17 protein-coding genes and 1 pseudogene are annotated in these 19,193 nt (G+C 54.1%); 14 read left to right on the forward strand and 4 right to left on the reverse strand.

Annotated elements, in window-relative coordinates; translation table 11 throughout:
• Positions 1-7: 7 nt before the first annotated feature.
• Positions 8-1,330 carry an NAD(P)/FAD-dependent oxidoreductase gene (locus CDA56_RS15865; protein WP_102802905.1) on the reverse strand — a complete coding sequence of 441 codons (1,323 nt, stop codon included), beginning with the start codon at positions 1,328-1,330 and terminating at the stop codon, positions 8-10.
• An 892-nt stretch (positions 1,331-2,222) separates the two neighbouring features.
• Here CDA56_RS15865 and CDA56_RS15870 point away from each other — a divergent pair.
• The 14 genes from CDA56_RS15870 (at position 2,223) to CDA56_RS15935 (ending at position 14,325) form a co-directional block, all read left to right on the forward strand.
• Positions 2,223-2,768 (forward strand): fimbrial protein, encoded by a 546-nt coding sequence (locus tag CDA56_RS15870; RefSeq protein ID WP_025106302.1) that lies wholly within the window; start codon positions 2,223-2,225, stop codon positions 2,766-2,768.
• Between the two features lie 67 nt (positions 2,769-2,835).
• Positions 2,836-3,369: a fimbrial protein gene (locus CDA56_RS15875; protein ID WP_046877959.1), complete on the forward strand. Its 534-nt coding sequence runs from the start codon at positions 2,836-2,838 to the stop codon at positions 3,367-3,369.
• A gap of 106 nt (positions 3,370-3,475) precedes the next feature.
• Positions 3,476-5,977, forward strand: a complete 2,502-nt coding sequence (locus CDA56_RS15880; protein WP_102802904.1) for a fimbria/pilus outer membrane usher protein — start codon at positions 3,476-3,478, stop codon at positions 5,975-5,977.
• A 19-nt stretch (positions 5,978-5,996) separates the two neighbouring features.
• Complete coding sequence (locus tag CDA56_RS15885; RefSeq protein WP_046877957.1) at positions 5,997-6,731, forward strand: fimbria/pilus periplasmic chaperone; 735 nt, start codon at positions 5,997-5,999, stop codon at positions 6,729-6,731.
• A gap of 77 nt (positions 6,732-6,808) precedes the next feature.
• On the forward strand, positions 6,809-7,357 hold the full coding sequence (locus CDA56_RS15890; protein ID WP_228276618.1) for a fimbrial protein: 549 nt from the start codon (positions 6,809-6,811) through the stop codon (positions 7,355-7,357).
• Complete coding sequence (locus CDA56_RS15895; RefSeq protein WP_102802903.1) at positions 7,357-7,884, forward strand: fimbrial protein; 528 nt, start codon at positions 7,357-7,359, stop codon at positions 7,882-7,884. The genes CDA56_RS15890 and CDA56_RS15895 overlap by 1 nt, the downstream gene beginning before the upstream one ends.
• 184 nt (positions 7,885-8,068) lie before the next feature.
• The gene (locus CDA56_RS15900) at positions 8,069-8,458 is read left to right on the forward strand and encodes a hypothetical protein (RefSeq protein ID WP_025106308.1); all 390 of its coding nucleotides are present in this window, start codon (positions 8,069-8,071) and stop codon (positions 8,456-8,458) included.
• Positions 8,459-8,490: 32 nt separating this feature from the next.
• The gene (locus CDA56_RS15905) at positions 8,491-9,813 is read left to right on the forward strand and encodes an FKBP-type peptidyl-prolyl cis-trans isomerase N-terminal domain-containing protein (protein WP_224243708.1); all 1,323 of its coding nucleotides are present in this window, start codon (positions 8,491-8,493) and stop codon (positions 9,811-9,813) included.
• A 136-nt stretch (positions 9,814-9,949) separates the two neighbouring features.
• Entirely contained in the window at positions 9,950-10,924 is a 975-nt protein-coding gene (locus CDA56_RS15910) for a LuxR C-terminal-related transcriptional regulator (RefSeq protein ID WP_064404990.1), read from the forward strand.
• Positions 10,925-11,133: 209 nt separating this feature from the next.
• Positions 11,134-11,889, forward strand: coding sequence for a fimbrial biogenesis chaperone (locus tag CDA56_RS15915; RefSeq protein WP_102802902.1), 756 nt, complete (start codon positions 11,134-11,136; stop codon positions 11,887-11,889).
• A 1-nt stretch (position 11,890) separates the two neighbouring features.
• Entirely contained in the window at positions 11,891-12,418 is a 528-nt protein-coding gene (locus tag CDA56_RS15920) for a fimbrial protein (RefSeq protein ID WP_025106312.1), read from the forward strand.
• Positions 12,419-12,438: 20 nt separating this feature from the next.
• A complete protein-coding gene (locus CDA56_RS15925; protein ID WP_025106313.1) occupies positions 12,439-12,924 on the forward strand; it encodes a fimbrial protein in 486 nt (161 codons plus the stop codon).
• A gap of 18 nt (positions 12,925-12,942) precedes the next feature.
• Complete coding sequence (locus CDA56_RS15930; RefSeq protein ID WP_025106314.1) at positions 12,943-13,443, forward strand: fimbrial protein; 501 nt, start codon at positions 12,943-12,945, stop codon at positions 13,441-13,443.
• Between the two features lie 27 nt (positions 13,444-13,470).
• On the forward strand, positions 13,471-14,325 hold the full coding sequence (locus tag CDA56_RS15935) for a hypothetical protein (RefSeq protein WP_048262843.1): 855 nt from the start codon (positions 13,471-13,473) through the stop codon (positions 14,323-14,325).
• Between the two features lie 59 nt (positions 14,326-14,384).
• On the opposite strand, the gene ttrA is transcribed toward CDA56_RS15935, so the two are convergent.
• The 3 genes and pseudogenes from ttrA to ttrB form a co-directional block, all read right to left on the reverse strand.
• Complete coding sequence (gene ttrA, locus CDA56_RS15940; RefSeq protein WP_102802901.1) at positions 14,385-17,450, reverse strand: tetrathionate reductase subunit TtrA; 3,066 nt, start codon at positions 17,448-17,450, stop codon at positions 14,385-14,387.
• Positions 17,443-18,464, reverse strand: a pseudogene (ttrC, locus tag CDA56_RS15945) (tetrathionate reductase subunit TtrC). Before ttrC ends, ttrA begins: the two are co-directional and overlap by 8 nt.
• Entirely contained in the window at positions 18,465-19,193 is a 729-nt protein-coding gene (gene ttrB, locus CDA56_RS15950) for a tetrathionate reductase subunit TtrB (protein WP_103814386.1), read from the reverse strand.

Genomic DNA, 19,193 nt, shown 5'->3' on the forward strand with positions numbered 1-19,193 from the left:
ACAGCGATTACGCGGGCATCTCTTTGCGCCCCACATAACGCTCTTTCCATAATGCGCCCGCCACCCCGATATCGAGGAATGGCGAAGGCGGCATAACGTTCGCCTGGCCGAGCGACTGCATCGCGGCGATCAGCGGGTTGTCCTGGCCCATCGCCAGATCGGCAAGCAGCGTCCCGGCGATAGTCTGTTTAGATACGCCGGCGCCGTTACAGCCCCCGGCGGTCCAGATCTGCGGCGCAAGACGCCCCCAGACCGGCGCGCCGTTGCGGGTGACGCTGATGGTCCCGGACCAGGTTCGCTCCAGCGGCACATCCTGCAGCTGCGGATAGGCCGTATGGAACAGCGCCAGATGCTGGCGCGCGGCGCTGGCGGTCTGTCCGGCGGTAATCACTCCCCGCAATGCCGGATCGACATGCTGGCGGACCAGAAAACGATGATCGTGGGTATAGCGTAGCGTGGCGCCGGCGATCGCGTTGACCGGCGTTAATCCCCAGCTTTCCATTGCCGGCAGACGCTGGCGCTGTTCAGGGGTGAGCGGGGCGGTAATGCTGGCGTAGGTCGCCATTGACGCCTGGCGGCTCACAGTGGGCGAGAGTTCGCGGGAGAGCGCGTTGGTCGCCAGCATCGCCTGGTCGGCGCGGATCGTGCCCTGCAGCGTCGTCACCCTGACGCCGCCGTTTTCCTGACGCATAGCCAGCGCCGGGGTTTGATGGTAAACCGTGACGTTTTCCGGCAGATGACGCGCGAGGCCCGCAATCAGTTTCGCCGGGTTCACCAGAATACAGCCGGGGGTGTAAATTCCTTTGCTGTAGAGGCGGGTTCCCAGCTTCTGGTACAGCGCTTCGCCGTCCAGCAGGCTGTAAGGCTCCTGCATCAGCTGCAGGTTATCCACATACTCCTGCATAATGGCTTCGCTGGACGGATCTATCTGGCAGTGGTATTTCCCGACGTTTTCCCATTCGCAGGCAATCTGGTGCTCGGTCACCGTTTCATCGAGCAGGCGGATCCCCTCCTGGAGCAGGGCGCGGTAATCCTGCGCTTTTTTCAGCTCGGCGGTAGAGCTGCCGATATTGTGCGGCAGGCCGATGATAAAGCCGGAATTTCGCGCCGAGGAGCTGGTCGCGGCGCATTCGGCGTCGATGAGCACGATGTTCAGCTGCGGATTGAGGCTGGTCAGCCTGCGGGCAAAGCTTACGCCGGCATAGCCGGAGCCGATAATCACCCAGTCAGCTTTAATGTCTCCGCTCAGCGAGGGCTGTCGATAAAGATCTTCTTCATTAAGCGGCCATCCCACCTGATTTTGATTGAAAGGCACTGATGCAAATCTCACGGTTAATCTCCCTGTGGAAAAAACACCTGCAGGGCAGGTGTGAATGGTGTTGCCGCTCTCCGCGTTTTTGGTCTGGAGTGTGAGTCGGCAAGCGCCAGGGCAGCGTCTGAAAAATCACCACGCTGAATGATAATCACCTGGACAACAATTCAGCAGAATAACAAGGAACAGGCAAAATAACACCTCTTGCTGTAGGGGTATGCGGTTTTCTCTGGCCTGCGATATCACCCTGACGGTTCACTACGGCAGCGAGTCGGCTACCTGGTTATTCCTTTCCTCTAACCCTGCAAGATACCGCATAAGATATTGCTGTGGATCATGATCGCATGACCAACATCCCTATAAGGTTATTTCTTCCGCAGAGGGAATTTTGACCAACTGGTAAAATATAGCCTCTCCGCGCTCCTCTCTATAAAGAAATCCTGCCCTTTCGTAGGATTTTTCAGCTTTTAAACTTCGCTTCCTACAATATGTATTAGGAATTTTCTTACGGATGAGTCCTAATATTCCACAAGCGCATCGAACTTTTGCAATTGCATGAAATACATGGTTTTTTTAATTGCGTGATGCTGTCGATGAAATTTTTTTAGGTTGCGCATATATTTTTTTAAATTATTGGTAATATTTTTACATACATTGTCGTATTAAACTGCTTTTGCGAGATTTTATCCTGTAAATTATTTTTTAATGAAATTATTAGCTCGTAATACCCCATGTAGTAGATGCATATGTTCAATTGTAAGCTTTTTCAAGTTAGTATGATTTCGCTGTCAGGAATGCACATAACTCAAGAGGATATAGCGGTATTTTGTCAGCATAAATATGCGTTATTATCTTCTGATGTTATTTTCAGGATGGTTATCCAGTAACTTTTAATATAACGGAATGTATTATGAAAATTAGCAAAATTGCATCTGCTGTTGTTCTCACTATGGGTGTCGCCTCTTTCGCAGCTCAGGCCGATCAGGGAAGCGGCAAGGTGACTTTCTGGGGTTCCATTATTGATGCACCATGCTCAATCAAAAATGGTTACGGCGATCAGCGTATTGAACTGGGTCAGATTTCCAATACTCATTTAGATAACGGCGGTATTTCCACTCCTCGTCCGTTCGACATCGAGCTGGAAAACTGCTCCTTCGAGAAGGATTCAAACGGCGACCCGATGTATAACACCGTTAAAGTGACCTTTGCTGGCGGTAATGTCCCAGGAGATATGACCATGTTGGCTATTTCCGGTCAGGCCGCTGGCGCCGGCGTGCGTATTGAAGATGGTTCTGGTCAACCCGTGACTTTATTGGTACCTACTAGCGGTCGCGGCCTGGGCATTGGCGACAATACCCTAAACTTCAGCGCTTACCTCGAAAAAATCTCTACCGTAACCAACGTCACTCCGGGTGATTTTGAAGCAGTGACCAACTTTACCCTGGCTTATGAATAAGGTGAGTCCTGTTCTCATGTAGCTTTATTCGGGCTGCATTTGCAGCCCGATATTCAGGAGCACAGTCATGGTAAATATATCGCGTTCTCTGATGTTGAGTTTGTTATTAGGCATATCACCGCTGTCTCAGGCATCCGACCAGGGGCGGGGCCTGGTTACAATGAATGGTCAAATTCAGGAGTCGGCCTGTTCTATTCATACCGACGATATCTGGCAGGAGATTCCATTCGGCGTGATCTCGTATAGCGATCTTAATCAGGAAGGCAAAGCGGTCATCAAACCTTTTGCGGTTCGGCTGGTGAATTGCTCACTGGAACGGAGTCGCGGCGGTTTATGGCAAAGCGTAAATATTACCTTTAGTGGCGAAACGGAGATATTCCGCCCGGATATTTTTAAAGTCAATGGCGAGGCGCAGGGGCTTGGACTGCGTATCCACAATCAGGCTGGCGATGTGGCGCGTGATGGAATACCGATGCCTGCCGTCATGATCCAAAATGAAAATAATGAATTACGTTATTTATTATCGTTAGTGCGCGGTGGAAAAACGTTGTCAGAAGGCGACTGGTACGGAATTATTCGTTTCATGGTGACCTATCAGTAGCGGGAAATATGAATGATAAAAACAGATGAGCCTCTCATCTAAATTATTTCCGGGATTGACGCTTCCCGCCGGTGAATTCTACCAGGCAATAAACGGATTTTAAAAAATGAAAAAAAGCAGACCACCAGCTTTTTACCTGCGACGTCTGGGTATTTACATTGCTATTGCCATTTTGGGTTCTACATCACCGGTAGTGGCGGTAGAATTTAATATTGATATTCTGGACTCGGAAGACCGGGAAAATATCGACTTATCGCGCTTTTCCCGGGCCGGCTATATTATGCCCGGAACCTATACGCTCAGCATGCGTTTAAATGAGCACGGTATTTCTGACCAGGAAATTTCTTTTATTGAAAGAACCCGTGACGATGGGGTGGTTGTAGAAACCTGTCTGACGCCTGCGCAGGTCGAACTTCTCGGTCTGCGGGATGACGCGCTCAACATGATTCAATGGCTCGACGAGGGGCGTTGCGCTGATTTTTCCGCTCTTGAAGGCGTCGTCCTGCGCGGCGATCTGTCAGAATCTTCCCTGCAAATTGCGGTCCCCCAGGCCTGGCTGGAATATCAGGATGCTTCGTGGCTGCCTGTTTCCCGCTGGGAAGAGGGCATCCCCGGGATGTTGGTTGACTATAACCTGAATACCAACGTCACCTGGCCTCGTCAGGGCAATCAGAGCCAGAGTGCCAGTATCAGCGGTACAACAGGTGTTAACCTGGGTGCCTGGCGCCTGAGGGGGGATTATCAGGGGAGCTATTACAATACGACCGGACGCGCGGATAAAAATTCACGTAATTTTGACTGGAGTCGTTTCTACGCCTATCGCGCGTTACCTGGAATGATGTCGAAACTCACCGTTGGTGAGGATTATCTCTCTTCCGATCTCTTTGACTCCTGGCGCTATACCGGTTTGTCGCTGGCGAGCGATGAAAGCCAGCTGCCGCCTAAACTTCGAGGCTACGCGCCTGAAGTCTCCGGCATTGCCCGTACCAACGCCAAAGTGACGGTCAGCCAACAGGGTCGAGTCATCTATGAAACGACGGTTGCCGCTGGCCCGTTTCGTATTCAGGAACTCAACAGCGCCCTGACCGGACGTCTGGATGTTCGCGTTGAAGAGCAGGATGGCTCCGTGCAGACATTCTCGGTTGAAACGGCTCAGGTTCCTTATCTGACGCGCCCCGGCCAGCTGCGTTATAAAATGACCACCGGTCGTCCGCGCGATTATAACCACAGCACTCAGGGACCATACTTCGCCACAGGTGAGCTCTCGTGGGGGCTTACCAACGCGTGGTCGCTGTACGGAGGTGGCATTTTTTCCCAGGACTACAACAGCCTGGCGGTGGGGGCGGGTCGTGATATGAACGCCTTCGGGACACTTTCTGCTGACGTGACTCATGCCAGCGCGCGTTTCCCGGATGATAAAAAGAGGCAAGGGCGATCCTGGCGCCTGAGCTACTCCAAACGTTTTGATGAAATCAACAGTGAAGTGACGTTTGCCGGCTACCGTTTTTCTGAGCGCAACTATCTCACCATGGGTGAATATCTGGATATGCGCTATCGGGAAGGCTACGTCGGGAATAGCAAAGAGCTTTATACCCTCCAGGCGACCAAAAATTTCGCAGACCTGCGCCTGTCGACGCACATCAACTGGTCGCATCAGACTTACTGGAACCGCCCGGCAACCGATCGCTACAGCGTGTCGCTGAATAAATATTTTGACCTCGGCGACTGGCGGCATCTGTCGTTGTCCCTCAACGCCGCCCGCAGTGAATTTAACGGGCGTAAGGATGACAGCGCCTATATCTCACTGACGATGCCGTTTGGATCGGGAACCGTTGGCTATAACGGCAGCATGAGCCGCGACCGCTATACACAAAATGCCAGCTGGAGCCAAAGGCTGGATAACAACGACTATTACAGCATCAACGCCGGCAACAGCGTCGGCGGTGGGGAAGGCACTCGCAGCCAGATGAGCGGGTACTACTCGCACCTGGGCAATATGGCGGATGTCACCACCAACTTTAACTGGGCGCAAAGCCAGTACTCCTCGTTTGGTATTTCCGCCAGCGGCGGTATGACCGCGACCGCTGAAGGCGTGGCGCTGCACCCTGGTGGGGTACAGGGTGGGACTCGTCTGATGGTCAGTACTGATGGGGTAAGCGATGTTCCGGTGGGCTTTCAGGGCCATACCAATGCTTTTGGCATCGCGGTAATCCCTGGGGTGCCAAATTACTATCGAACCCGCGCTGAGATTGACGTTAATCGTCTGCCAGACGATGTCGAGTCTGGCGGAACGCCGGTTGTTGAACTCGCCCTGACTGAAGGGGCCATCGGGTTCCGTCGTTTTGATGTGCTGAAAGGCTCTAAGGTCGTGGCCATCCTCAGCCAGGAAGATGGGCGCCATCCGCCATTCGGCGCCACGGTACATAACGCAAAAGATCGCGAACTGGGGATGGTCAGCGACAGCGGACTGGCCTGGTTGACCGGCGTGAATCCGGATGAACGCTTAACCGTGCACTGGAGTGGTTCCGCTCAGTGTGAAGTCGTACTGCCACGGGTTATCCCTGCACAGCAGCTATTGCTGCCGTGCAAACCGGTCACTCGCGGCTGAGAAAGTGAATGGTGATGTAATGAAAAGCAAAAAGATAGCGATGACGATAGTGCTGGCAAGCCTGGCGGCAGGTCTGGTTAACGAAGCCGGGGCAGCGATTGCGCTGGACAGAACGCGGGCGATTTTCCCCGGTTCGGAAAAGAGCATTTCCCTGAGTATTACTAACGACAGCACGTCAATGCCGTACCTGGCGCAGGGATGGATTGAGGATGAACACGGGAAAAAAATCAGCGGTCCTCTGGTGGTTGTTCCGCCGCTGCAGCGTCTTGAAGCGAAAGGGAAGAGCATGATGCGTATCAACGCCATGCCGGATGCCGCGATGTTACCTCAGGACAGAGAGAGCATTTTTTATTTCAACGTGCGCGAGGTGCCGCCAAAAAGCGAGCGACCCAACGTGATGCAGCTGGCGTTACACACCAAAATAAAATTGTTCTATCGCCCCAAAGCCATTCTGCCGGAGAAGTATAGCCGCTGGGATAACCAACTGGTGCTGCATAAAGTGAACGGCGGCTATCGGGTAGAAAACCCGACGCCCTATTACATGACGGTGATCGGGATTACCGCTGCGCCGAAAGTGGCGGTGGCCAGCGGATTTCAAACGGTGATGGTACCGCCGAAGTCCACCTCGATGGTCAATAGCGCGCACTATACCGTGCCGCATGTCACCACGATTAACGACTTCGGCGGTAAGCCAACCCTGCGGTTTAGCTGCAGCGGTAACATCTGCCAGGCTGCGGATACCCCGGCAAGCTGATGGACGCCGAAGCTGAACACAGGAGAAGCCTGATGAAACAAGGATTTGGTCATACCACCCTCATGTTGTGGCTTTTGATGGCTGGAGTCGTTTCCGCGTCGAGCGCCGCTAACTGGGATACCGATGGCCTGAATGGCGGCATTCGCGCAAGCGGAACGCTTGTTGCGTCACCGTGCGCGCTGCTGCCTGAGTCGGCAGAACAAGAGATCGATTTGGGCAGCACCGTTGCCTGGGGACTGGAACGGCCGGGTAGCGTTACGCCATCAGTACTGGTGTACATCAAATTAGATCGTTGCCCGGGAGAATACTCGTTTATGCGCGATCGCCAAATGATGCGCGGCGCCACGATGTTAAACGGACAGTCTGCGGTAAGACTGACTATCTATGGGGAAGCAGAACCGATGGATGACCGCTTTTTCCGGGTGCATGGTGGCGTAGAAGGGGTCGCGTTGCGCCTTAGCGACCGACAGGGAGAACTCCTACGACCCGCGATCCAGAGTCGACCGCAGATTCTCTATCCGGGACGCAACGATTTGGTGGTGCAGGCTCAGCTATGGCGTCTTCCCGCGCCGCTGATGGCTAATGAATGGCGCAGCGTGGTGAATATCGGCCTGGAGTACGAATAATGAAAAAAAATATCGTGCGCGTACTCAGCCTGGCAAGCTTTCCTCTGCTGCTTGTGCTGACTGGTGTGTCGGTCACTCATGCCGATACTGACGTTCATTTCTCCGGGAATCTGATTGCCGACCCTTGTGAATTACACGTGGATTCAGAAGATCAGATTGTCGATTTTCGTAACGTGCCTTCTAAGACATTTATGAAATATCCCCGCAGCGAACGCGAGCGTTTTTCAATCTGGTTGACGGAGTGCGATCTCTCGCTGGGCGACACGGTGACCGTAACCTTTATGGGAACTGAGGATAGCGCTCAGCCAGGGCTATTCGCCGTCAGCGGAACGGCGAGTGGTATTGCCATTGCGCTGGAAGATGAGAACGGTACGCCGGTAAAACCCAATGTCCCTATGCGGCCGGCAGCATTGAAGGCGGGAGATACTTTTTTAAATTTTCAGGCCTTTATTTCCGCCCCGGTACACGGTCTGGTAAGAGAGGGGAATTTTGAGTGCATCACCACTTTTCTTCTGGAATATGATTAAAACCCAGGCTGATGAGTTATTACTGCTTTACGCAAAATGTCAGTTGGTTAACTTTTCTGGGCTGCTATTTATTCATGGATCAAATAACCATTTGAATGTTCTTTATAAGAATCTGCTTGCTTCCTGTTGCTTTATTTTCAGGAAAGAAGGCATTAATAAATCATATACTGGAGTGCATTAAATAATGTTTAAATCAGGATGTATAGCAGCGATCATCGCAGGTACATTTTTAACGGGTTGCGTCGCAAAAAACATTCCGTCACAGGTTACCTCTTCCATGGAATCCGTGGATCCCCCCACGACTTCAGACGGGGAGTTGGATATGGTGCAGTGCGAAAAAGAACTCAGGGCGCTGGAGTCGATTAACCCTATTAAACATGTCGAGCTCAAGTCTCGCTTTGAGCGAGTGATGCTCGGCGCTTCCGGCTATACCAACGTACGAAGTTCCGTTAATCCTGAAACGCGTAATGCCATTGACGCTTTGTATAAGTTTCAGGCGGTAAAATTATGCTCGGAGGTCCGCGCCGAAATGCTCAATAGCCTCGCCGTGAAGCCAACGGGTGAGAATATTTAATGGATCGTAGAGCAGGGAACGTTTTGGTCCTGATGATGGGTATCGTTTTGATTTCATCTTCACGGGCGGATGTGTTGAACTATGCTCGTGAATGGACGTCACGCAATGATGAAAATAAAGCCATTACATCCCCGTCTCAGCCACAAGCGGAGGAAGACAAATCTTCTGCGCCGCGTCAAAAATCTGCTGTACAGCGATCGCTGCCCGGTGAGAAATCTAAAGCTCCGCCTCCGGCGGCAACAAGAAAAAAAAGAGTACCACCGGCTGTTGCCGCCGATAAGCGAATGACATCACCTGCGATTACGCCTTCTAAACCGACGGATAAGCAGGCGCCAACGGTAGCGGAAGACCGGGACAAGTTAGTGGCTGGGGCCAGTAAGAATCCCTCTTTACCCGATCCCCAGATTTTGGGGCGCTGGTTTAAGGCGTTAAGGCAACATGCGTCACTGAGTCCCGCAGAGATTGATTTACGCGAAAATTTCCAGCTATCGCGCAATGAGGTAGAGAGATTGAAGGCTCAACTCGCTTTGCGACACCGTGAAGTACAGCAGCAGTTCGTTACCCTCCAGGCGGCTTCTGAACAGCTCGCCGCGGCAATGGAGAACAATGGCAAGCAACAACAGGAACTCCAGGCGCTCACCGTGCGTGCCAATCAGCTGGAAGAGAAAAATGCGCAGTGGCAAGTAGTAACCAGAAAATTGCAATCGAGCCTTAAGCAAGCACAGCATCCCGCACTGCCGGCAACCGACGATGAACTGGCCGATTTTGCCGCCGGGATGGCGATGGGGTTTGACATTTTGGGCGTACTCGAACAGCGGAATGAACAAGATGTTCATGTTGATAAGGCGGCCTTTCTGGCCGGTATTAGCGAAACGATACGCGGCGAACGCCGGCTATCTCAGGAGGAATTTGAGCGCCATCTTAACCGCGCCAATCAGCGAGTCGAGGATGCGATGCACAAGATCAAGCAGCAAAAGGAAGCGCGGGATAACGCATGGCTGGAGAAATTTCGCCAGGAGGAGGGCATACAAACTGCGGGTGAGCAGGCCTGGTATAAAGTCATCCATGCGGGAGAGCCGCTGTTCGAGGATGAGCACTCTGAAGCGGCGCTAACCATTTCGGTCAATCGCCGTCTGTCAGATGGTACCGTGATTGCGGACACCGATCTGACGGGCCTGGTATTACAGGAAAAATTGTCCGATCTTCCTGGATGGCTTCAGATTGTGGTGAAGGATATTCGTCTTCATGGTGAAGCAGAGTTAGCCGTTAAGGTTGATGAGTATGGCGATCCTCGAAAACACGGGAATTATATTGAACATTGGCGCATTCGGGTAATTGAATCGCATGCAATGTAAATAATTTCAGGCAAAATTTACGTTACTTTTAAAATATAGCTCGCATGGCCGAGAGAGTGAGTGGGGCATCAATTGTATAATTATTTTAGTGTTTATTTATGTAGAGATATTAATTGTTCGGGAAAGAGGAGAAAATATGATGGATGACACCAGAGGTACCTATTTGCCGGTTTATGTGGCAACTGAGAATAATTATTTTTCTCAGGGGGTGGTCTTTCTCCTTGAGGAGTTATTTGAGGATGAGTTTAGCGGCAATATTACCGTATCCTTAGTCAAAAAATCGCAGGAAGCCGATCTCATTGTGCAAGTGCAATCTCCTGGGGAAAAAGCCTTTGACTGGGTCGATTGTCAACGATTTCGCGCCCACAATGACTATAAATTTAAGCTCCTCAAGAAAAAGTGGTTAAGCGTTTATCCACGTAGTGAACACTATGATAAAAACTTTCATTGCCCGGTTGTTAGTTCAGTTCTCGCGATGAGGAACTCAGTGGCGACCATCCGGCGCAAACTGTTCATGCTGTTTTTCGCCGATCTCATGTGCGGGCCTCCGGACTTACGTAAACCAAATTGTAATAAATGTCCTGGTCCCTACCAGTTGACTTGGCGTGAACAGCTAATGCTAGGCTATTTGAGCCAGGGTTTAGGCCACGATGAAATTTCTCGCAAAATGGGCTGTAGTATTAAGGCGCTCAGTGGCTATCGACGCTCGATTATGCGGAAAGTCAATATCACCAGATACAGTGATTTCGTTTCGTGGCTGGGTACCAAATCGGTTTCTGATAAATATGCTGAGGTTGTTAATAATCACGAACGTGATGCGGATGAAGATCAGCTAATATGGAAAACCACGTTGTCTGGTGATATGGAGAGACAGCTCGATGATAAAGAGCGAGCTTTACAAAGTATAAAACGCTTGACCAAAAAACGGTTACGAAAAAGCGAACTGGATGATGAGGTATGGCTGACAACGCGAGAAATAGCCAATGAGATGGATATCAGTATCTACAGCATGCGTTATTTATTATGCCAGATGGAATCAAACGGTAAAGTGATCAGTATCAAAACCGGAAAAGGGAGAAGTCATACTCTCCGCTGGAAGCTGGCAAGTTAATTCTTGTCCAGGACAACTGTCTCGGCTAATAAGCAGGGACGAAAATGAATATTAATAATGGGTGGGGTGCAAATTTAGGAATGTTCATCATGCCATTTCTGAAAATGGATCTCCCCCTTAAAAACGCATATGTACAGATAGACATAAAATGTAAATTATCTGCTAGATGAAATAACTCTGGTCCTGTAAGTGATACGACAGGTGAAAGTATGAAACTTAAATTAACGTCTTTTCTGGGTATTCTACTGTTTACCGGAAGCCAGCATTCAGCTCAGGCTGCATTATCTGTGGAACGCTCCCGGGTTATTTTCAATGAAGGGGAGAAATCTGTCGGATTGAGCGTGAAAAATAATAATACGCAGGATCCCTATCTCGCCCAGGGGTGGATGGAAAATGAGAAAGAAGAAAAAATAAACGGCCCTCTGATGATTTTACCGCCCGTACAGCGTATTGAGCCCGACGGTAGAACGATGATCAGGGTACAGCAGGTTGCGGATGCCTCTTCACTGCCCAACGACAGAGAAAGCGTATTCTGGCTTAACTTACGCGAGATCCCGCCAAAATCCGACAAGCCTAACGTTCTGATGCTGGCTATGCAGACGCGAATGAAAGTGTTCTGGCGACCAAAGGGGATTAAGGTGGATCCCTTGCTTGATGCGGTGCCCGGCGTAGAAACGCTGACCCTCGCTCTTAAGGGGGACCGCTATGAGGTTAATAATCCGACACCGTACCATTTTTCATTTGTTGAAGCGCGTGACAGCCTGAACGGAAAAGCGCTGGACGATTTCGAGCCCGTGATGGTTTCTCCAAAAGATAAAGCGGCGCTGACGCTACCCACCTTGCGGTTGGGAAATAATCCGACGCTGATGTTTATTAATGATTATGGCAGCGCGCGATTATTACCGTTTACCTGCACCGGGACGCTGTGCCGGGCGGGAAAAGTGGCACTACCAAAGGAAGGCTGATATGACGCGCCAACACTCAATAACATCCCGAGCGTATCTGATGATGGCTGGAGCCTTACTGCTTTTTTCCGGCGGACAGGCGAAGGCCGCTGAAGGAGATACCACCACTATCACCGTCAACGGCACCCTGATCGATGGGCCGCAGTGCGTTATTGACGGTAACAACACCGTAGACGTGAAGTTTGGTGATGATCTGATTACTCGTCTGGTAGACGGAGTGAATTATAAGAAAGAGATTCAATATGGCCTCACCTGTACTGGCCTGAACAGTAATGCCCTCAAACTGACGATTCGAGGGTCTCTGGCGAGTTTTGGCAGCGGTCTTTTGTTGACCAGTAAAGGGGGCCTGGGCATACGGCTGTACAGTGGAAGTGCCGGCACCACGCTCATGACTCCCGGCAATTATGTCAACTTCAATGGCACAGCCAATAAACCCAGGCTGTGGGCCGTACCCGTGGCTCAGAATAACGCCACGCTTACCGCAGGTCCGTTTTTCGGCACAGGCACCATGGTCATTGACTACCAGTGACGCGAGAGGAGAGAGACATAGTGACCCCCATAAATCTGCGTGGCCTGGTGCTTCCCCTTACGTTGTGCTTTGGCACCAGCGCGCTGGCCGACGCAACGGTTAACTTTAGCGGCACCTTAATAGAAGCGCCTCCGTGCGTGGTACATAACAATAACGTTATCACCGTCAACTTTGGCAACGAGGTGATGACCACCCGTATCGACGGGACGCAATACCGGAAGCTGATTGATTTCGATTTAGATTGCTCCATGGCGGTATCGTCAAAACAGAAAGTGCGCATAACGGGGACAGCGGCAAGCTTTGACAGCACGGCGCTGGCGGGAGGTCAAAGCGGGCTGGGCATCGCCCTGTACAATGGTGATACCCGCCTTAACGTTGGCACCTGGCTAAATTTCACCGACCCCAATATCCCCAAGCTTTACGCCGCCCCCATCAAACAAAGCGGAGTGACTCTGAGCGGTGGGCCGTTCAGGGTCATGGCTTCGCTTGTCGTGGAGTATCAGTAAATGGCGCAGGGAAACAACATGATGAAATTGAGCGGATATGCCCCCTTGCTGTTGGTCGGCCTGATGATGACGTCATCTCTTCAGGCGGCAGACCCGGAAAACCTCGAGTTTATCGGCACTCTGGTGACGCCACCGGCTTGCTCAATAAGCGAAGGCGGCCCTGTGTATGTGGATTTCGGTGATGTCCGAATAAAAAAAATCGTGGAGGGAAAATACCGTGAAACCGTTCCACTAACCCTGAAATGTGAAGACAGCACCCTTGCATGGCAGCTGCGGCTTAGCGTACGCGGTAACGCGGCCGGGTTTGATGCCGACAATGCCACCGTGGTGACCCCTGAGCAGGCCAATCTTGGCGTGAAAATCTACCAGAACGGCCAGCCGTTTAAGCTGGGCGAGGCCATCAACATCAATAGCGTGACGCTGCCGAGTATTGAAGCTCTCCTTGTTCAGCGCAACGGGGTGGAGTTGGTGGAAGGATTATTTAGCGCCACCGCAACCCTGCGGGCCGAATACCAGTAACGCTATTTTATGCACAGGAGAGTGCAGGTGAAGAAAAAGCTATTTCAGGCAGCCTTAGCGGCAGCCATGATCGTGCCGGTTTCTGTACCCGTGTACGGTGAAAACTATCGGTGGAAAACGGTCACCGCAGTAAGGTTGGTCCCTTTCGGTACGGGTACTGAGTGGATTATCACCACAGGTGATATTACCGTGAGTTCAGGTAGCGTCAGCCTGGATACACCAGCGAACTTAGGCAGTAATGGCGGGCTTTTGGTTGCAAACGCGCTGACTGCGAATGGCGACTTTTGGGGGACATCGGATGTTGCCACGAGTTATCCTCCGCCCGGCGTCCCGTATAAGGGAACCTGGCGAGAAGTGCTTAACGCGAGCGTCGATAGCGTCAGAAATCAAATTTCCATCCGAAATTATAGTGTCGTGGGAGGCTCTTCCACCGTCTGCTTTGGATACACGCTTCGTGAAGCTAATGGTAACTTTAATTTTTCCGACCTTGTTTATCCGCCGGGAGCCGGTAGCGGTATAAACTGCATGACGGCGCCACCGCTAAACGAGTGGTGCGCCATGTCTGTGCCTCAGGTAACGCTAAGTTTCGGTACGCTAATGCTTGACCAGGCGGCGGGCAAAACGGCTGATAGTACGGTGGGCGTTTCCTGCACGTCTTCCTCGGTGAGCTATGTGTTAAAGCTACAAACAGGCAATACCTATATCCCGCTCAGCAACGGCATGCGTGCCAATCTGGGACTTGGGGCAGCTAACTCAGCGCCGGGTAATACCACCTACTCCGGCTCTCAGTCCTCGCTACGGTTAAGAGGAACGCTGGCTGGGACGCCAACCTCGACCGGCGCCTTCAACGGAACCGGCGTGATGATGGTGGTTTATAACTAATCATGGCCGCCTCGATACCGGTACGCTAAGGAGCACAACCCTGTACGTACCGAAGCGGTCTACACCCTCTCAATCCTTGCCGGCAGCCCCTGACGCACCGCCGCGCCGGAGACCCAGTCCAGCCAGGTATTGCTGACCTCGCGGGTTGGGTCGGCAAATCCCAAATCGTTAAGGTTAATGCCGGCTTTAATCTGCGCCGCGAACGGCATGGGCTCACCGTCGAGGGTGTGCCGCGCCGCGCCCATTTCGCGATGCCCGTAGCCGTGTTCAATCGCGATGACGCCGGGCATCACGCCACTTAACAGGCTAATGACGACTTCAGCCTGGCCGCCGGGGGTGGAAATTCGTACGCGGTCTCCGTGCGCCAGGCCGTAGCGCTGGCCGTCCAGCGGATTCAGCGCCACCAGATTGCTCGGCTTAAGGTGATGCAGGCGCGGGATCACCGTCGAGGCGCTGGCCATGGTATTGGATTTAAACGAGATCAGCTTCAGCGGCCACTGCTGTCGCGGGAAAAGCGCTTCGACAGCGCGTCCGTCGGACAATCTGGCCGGATACCATGCCGGGCAGCCGCTGTAGCGCTCGCCGGTGATGGCGTGGCGGTGGGCGGCAACCTCCGCGTTCCATATTTGCAGCGGTTTTTCCCACAATTGACCGACGCGATTCTCCGCGCGACCGCTTGTGTCCGGCGCGAAGCGCCCGCCGCGGGAGTAGACAAAGGCTACCCGGCTCACTTCGTCCGCTTTCAGGGTCTGGCTAATAACCGGCAGAATACGCTGCACGCCGGTCAGCGTCAGATCCTCGCTAATGGCTTCGGCAACCGGCGCGTTACCCATAAATGCAATGTTCGCGGCCATGCGCAGGTAATAGTCCTCAGCCCGGTGGAGTGGATAGCGGTTACCCTGAGCATCGGTAATGGCGTTTTCGCCAAATCCGGGCAGATTAAGACGCTTCGCCACCGCAATGCAAAATGCCTCCATTGACGCTGGCTCACCGTCAGCGGTTTTTGCGGTGGCGGCAGGGACGACCGGCCAGCGGGCGGTGGTGGCCTTACTGGCGACGCCGGCCCACGGCGCGCTGAATCCCCAGCTTTCGAAATTATGCGTATCCGGAACGATATAGTCGGCCAGGGCGGTAGTTTCATTCATAAAGGCGTCAATGGCGATAAACAGCGGCAGCCGCTGCGGATCCTTTAGCTTTTCTTCCGCAACCGCGCGTAGCCCGGGCACGCCGTACAGCGGGTTGGTCATATTGGAAATCCACGCTTTCAGCGGATAGGGGTAGCCTTCGAGCGCCGAGGTCAGCAGCTCGGTCAGCTGTCCGGCGACGAACGGATACCACGGGGCTCTGGCCGGGTAGGGGGAGACGCCCGCCGCCGCCTTGCTGCGATACTCTTCGGAGGATTCATACGCGGTTTTGCTGCGCGCGATGCTGAGCCCTTTCGGCTTCACTTTACCGGCAAAGCTCTCCAGGTTGTAACGCGGGCCGTCTGTCGCGCCGTTGAATTTGCCGCCGCCGACAAACACGCCGCCTTCCAGGCTGAGATTACCGATTAGCGTATTAAGCATCATGACCGCCCAGGCGCTGTAAAATCCGTTGCCGGCCATCATGCCGCCGTGGGTAATGACCGCGGCTTTACGACCATGACGGGTAAAGGCATCCGCCAGCGCCGCGATCTTATCTTCCGCGACGCCGCACTGCTGGCTGTACTGTGTCAGGGTGAGCTTTTCAGCGGACTCTTTCAGCAGCTGGAAGCCGCTTTTGACCGTCACGCTGCGCCCGTCCGGCAGGGTTAGCTGGCGCGTTACAAAGAGCGCGCCGCGCGGGCAGCCGCTGGCGGCGACAACGTCACCGCTTTCGTTAACCACCACCGGTTCGCTGGCTCCCTCCGCATTCAGGTGAGCAAGGGTTAAATGCTGTCCGGCCAGCTCCGGCTGGTCATCGGTGATGACCAGGTGTGTCGCATTGGTCCAGCTCTTTTCAGCGGCCTGCCGCATCGCCTGCGCGCCCGGTAGCGCCAGGTAATCGGCGTTGTAGCGCCGGTTTTCGATAATCCAGCGAATCATCGCCATTGCCAGCGCCGAATCGCTCCCGGGGATCACCGGCAGCCAGTGCCCGCGATCGTCTGCCATCACCGTGGTGAGCGGCAGCGCCGGCGCGACCACCACATACTGAAAGTCATTGCGCAGGCGGGCGCTGGCGAGCTGCCTGGCCTGGCGTTTAAAGGGGTTGCCTGACTGGGCGGGCGACGTTCCCATAAACAGGGCGAACTCAACGTTATCCCAGTCGGGCTTCACGTGCGGGTTTTTATCCAGATCGCCCATTAAGGCGCCGGAGCCCGCGCGATAGGCCAGCCCGCAGTAGGAACCATGTGCGCCGAAGTTTTTACTGCCGAAGCTGTTCAGCGCAAAACGGCGTAAAAAGGTATCGCGCCCATCGTCGCTGGTGTTGGTGACCAGTAGCTGGTTGGTTTTTGGGCCGAATCCCGGATGCCGGGGGTCAACGGGGGCGATCGGATCGTGAATCGCGCGCAGACCATCAACGTGCCCCTCGCCAAACAGATCGCCGCCTTCAACCACCTCTTTCACCAGTTGTTCAAAGCTGATGCGCTGCCATTTCCCTTCGCCGCGTTTACCCGCGCGCTTCATCGGCTCAAGGAGCCGCAGCGGGCTATAGAGTCCCTCGAGCTGCGTGGCGCCGCGCGCGCAGGCGGTAGAGCGGGCATCAAGTCCGCTTTCACCCGCCAGCTGCGCCATGGCGGTTGAAAAAGGAATGGAAGAGTCGAGGTGGTGCTCATGAGAAAGCGGGTGGTAAGGGTTGCCGGCAATGCGCAGTACCTCGCCTTTCTCGCTATCCACCCGCACCCGAACGCCGCACTGCGTCCAGCAGCCAAAACATTGGGTCATCGAGATAACCTGCCGGGGATTTTGTTGCCAGCCGGTATTTGCATTGGCTTCCGGGATCAGAGCATTAGCGAAAATACGATCGCGGGTCACTTTACCGGATGTACCGCTGAGCAGGCCGTCAAGGGCGCGCTTTGCCACCTCGCGATAGCTCAGGGCGAAAGACGCCAGACCGCCTGCGGCGAGGCCGACTTTGAGCCACTGACGACGGGTTAAATTAGCCATGTTGCCTTCTCCTTGCGAGTCCGTTTACGGTTTCACGGACAATAATGAGCAGCGCAATCCACAGGCCGAATGTGCCAAGGATAGCGAGCCAGCCGTCGGTACCGACCGGCAGGGTATAGGGATTAAACTGGGCATTAAATTTGGGGATGGTTTGCCCCTGAATCAGCAGCGTCCAGCGCATCAGCCAGCTCAGCGCCATGGCGCTGACGGTCAGCAGGGCGCGAACGGGCAGCGTCAGTGGATAACGCAGGGCAAGCGCGCAAAAGATCAATGAAATAAGCCAGCATGCCAGCCAGCCGATCGCGTAATGACGAGCTGAAGGCGAAATGACCAGCCACTGACGAATAGCCGAGCCGGAAAGGGTATCACCGCTGACCCAGATCGCCACGATGACGGCCAGCAGCATAAGCGCTGAGAGCTGCCATATCGCCAACTGCCTTTGGCATTGAAAATCATTGCGTACCGCGACAATCAGCAGGGCGAAAAAGGTTTGCAGCGCGCTAAAGAACATCGCCAGCACAAAGGCGTAGCTGAACCAGACCGGGCGGGCCTGAACCACGGAGACTTCGCGTCCGGTGTAAAGCAGCAGCCCCGTCGCGGTAAGCGCGCTGGCCAGCGCCAGCCATTTTGTGACGCTGTCACTTTTATTGCGCAGCAGACCTGACTGCCGTACCGCAAACCACAGGCCCAGAAAGAGGGTGAATAGCGGCAGAAACAGCGCCCCCAGGGCATCCACGACCAGGGCGTGGGATAGGCGTAAAAGTGCCAGAAGCGGGCGGTTTGATGCAGGTCCGCCGTCAGCGCCAGCGGCGCGGTAATCGCGCAGGTCAGAGCAATCAGCAGCGTCAGCCGTTCCAGCTTCGCATCGTGTCTTTTGCGCCAGTGAAGCAGGCAGCCAAACAGCGCCGCGCAGGCGGCAATGCCGATGAAAAAGAAATACTGCACCGCCCACGGTAGCCAGCTCACCTCCTGCGGACGGGCCAGCACTTCCTCAATGATCATGGTTTGGCTCATTCATACCTCCTGCCAGAGCGCGGGTTGGGCATGTCCCATCAGCGGAGTAACAAACGCCTCGTCCAGTCCGAGATAGAAAACGTGGGGGACGGTACCGTTTTCCGGCTTCAGCACCTTGATGGCGTCATGGTGCAGGGCGAGCGTCTGCGAGATACGGCTTTGACGGTCCTGGATATCGCCGACGATCCGCGCGCCGCCGACGCAGGACTCGACGCAGGCGGGGAGCAGCCCGGCTTCCAGGCGATGAACGCAGAAGGTGCACTTATCGGCGGTTTGTGTCTCATGGTTGATAAAACGCGCGTCATAGGGGCAGGCCTGGACGCAGTAGGCGCAGCCGACGCAGCGGGTGTTATCCGCCACCACAATGCCATCCTGGCGCTGAAAGGTGGCCTGCACCGGGCAGACCGGCACGCAGGGCGGGTTATCACAATGGTTGCACAGCCGCGGTAGCAGGACGTTGGTGACCCGATCGCCCAACTGCACCTGATACTGATTGACGTGAGTACGAAACGCCCCCTGCGGCGTCTGATTTTCGATTGCGCAACTGACGGTGCAGGCCTGGCAGCCGATGCAGCGTCGCAGGTCAACCAGCATGGCATAGCGATGACCGGAGGCGCCTTCGCGGCGGGCCGGCGAAAAGGGAAATTTCGCCTCCGCCAGCGGCACCAGAGACGCGCCGGCGGTGAGAACGCCCAGCTGCGCCAGAAACTGTCGTTTACTGCTGTCCAT

The sequence above is a fragment of the Klebsiella michiganensis genome, assembly GCF_002925905.1.
Taxonomy (GTDB): domain Bacteria; phylum Pseudomonadota; class Gammaproteobacteria; order Enterobacterales; family Enterobacteriaceae; genus Klebsiella; species Klebsiella michiganensis.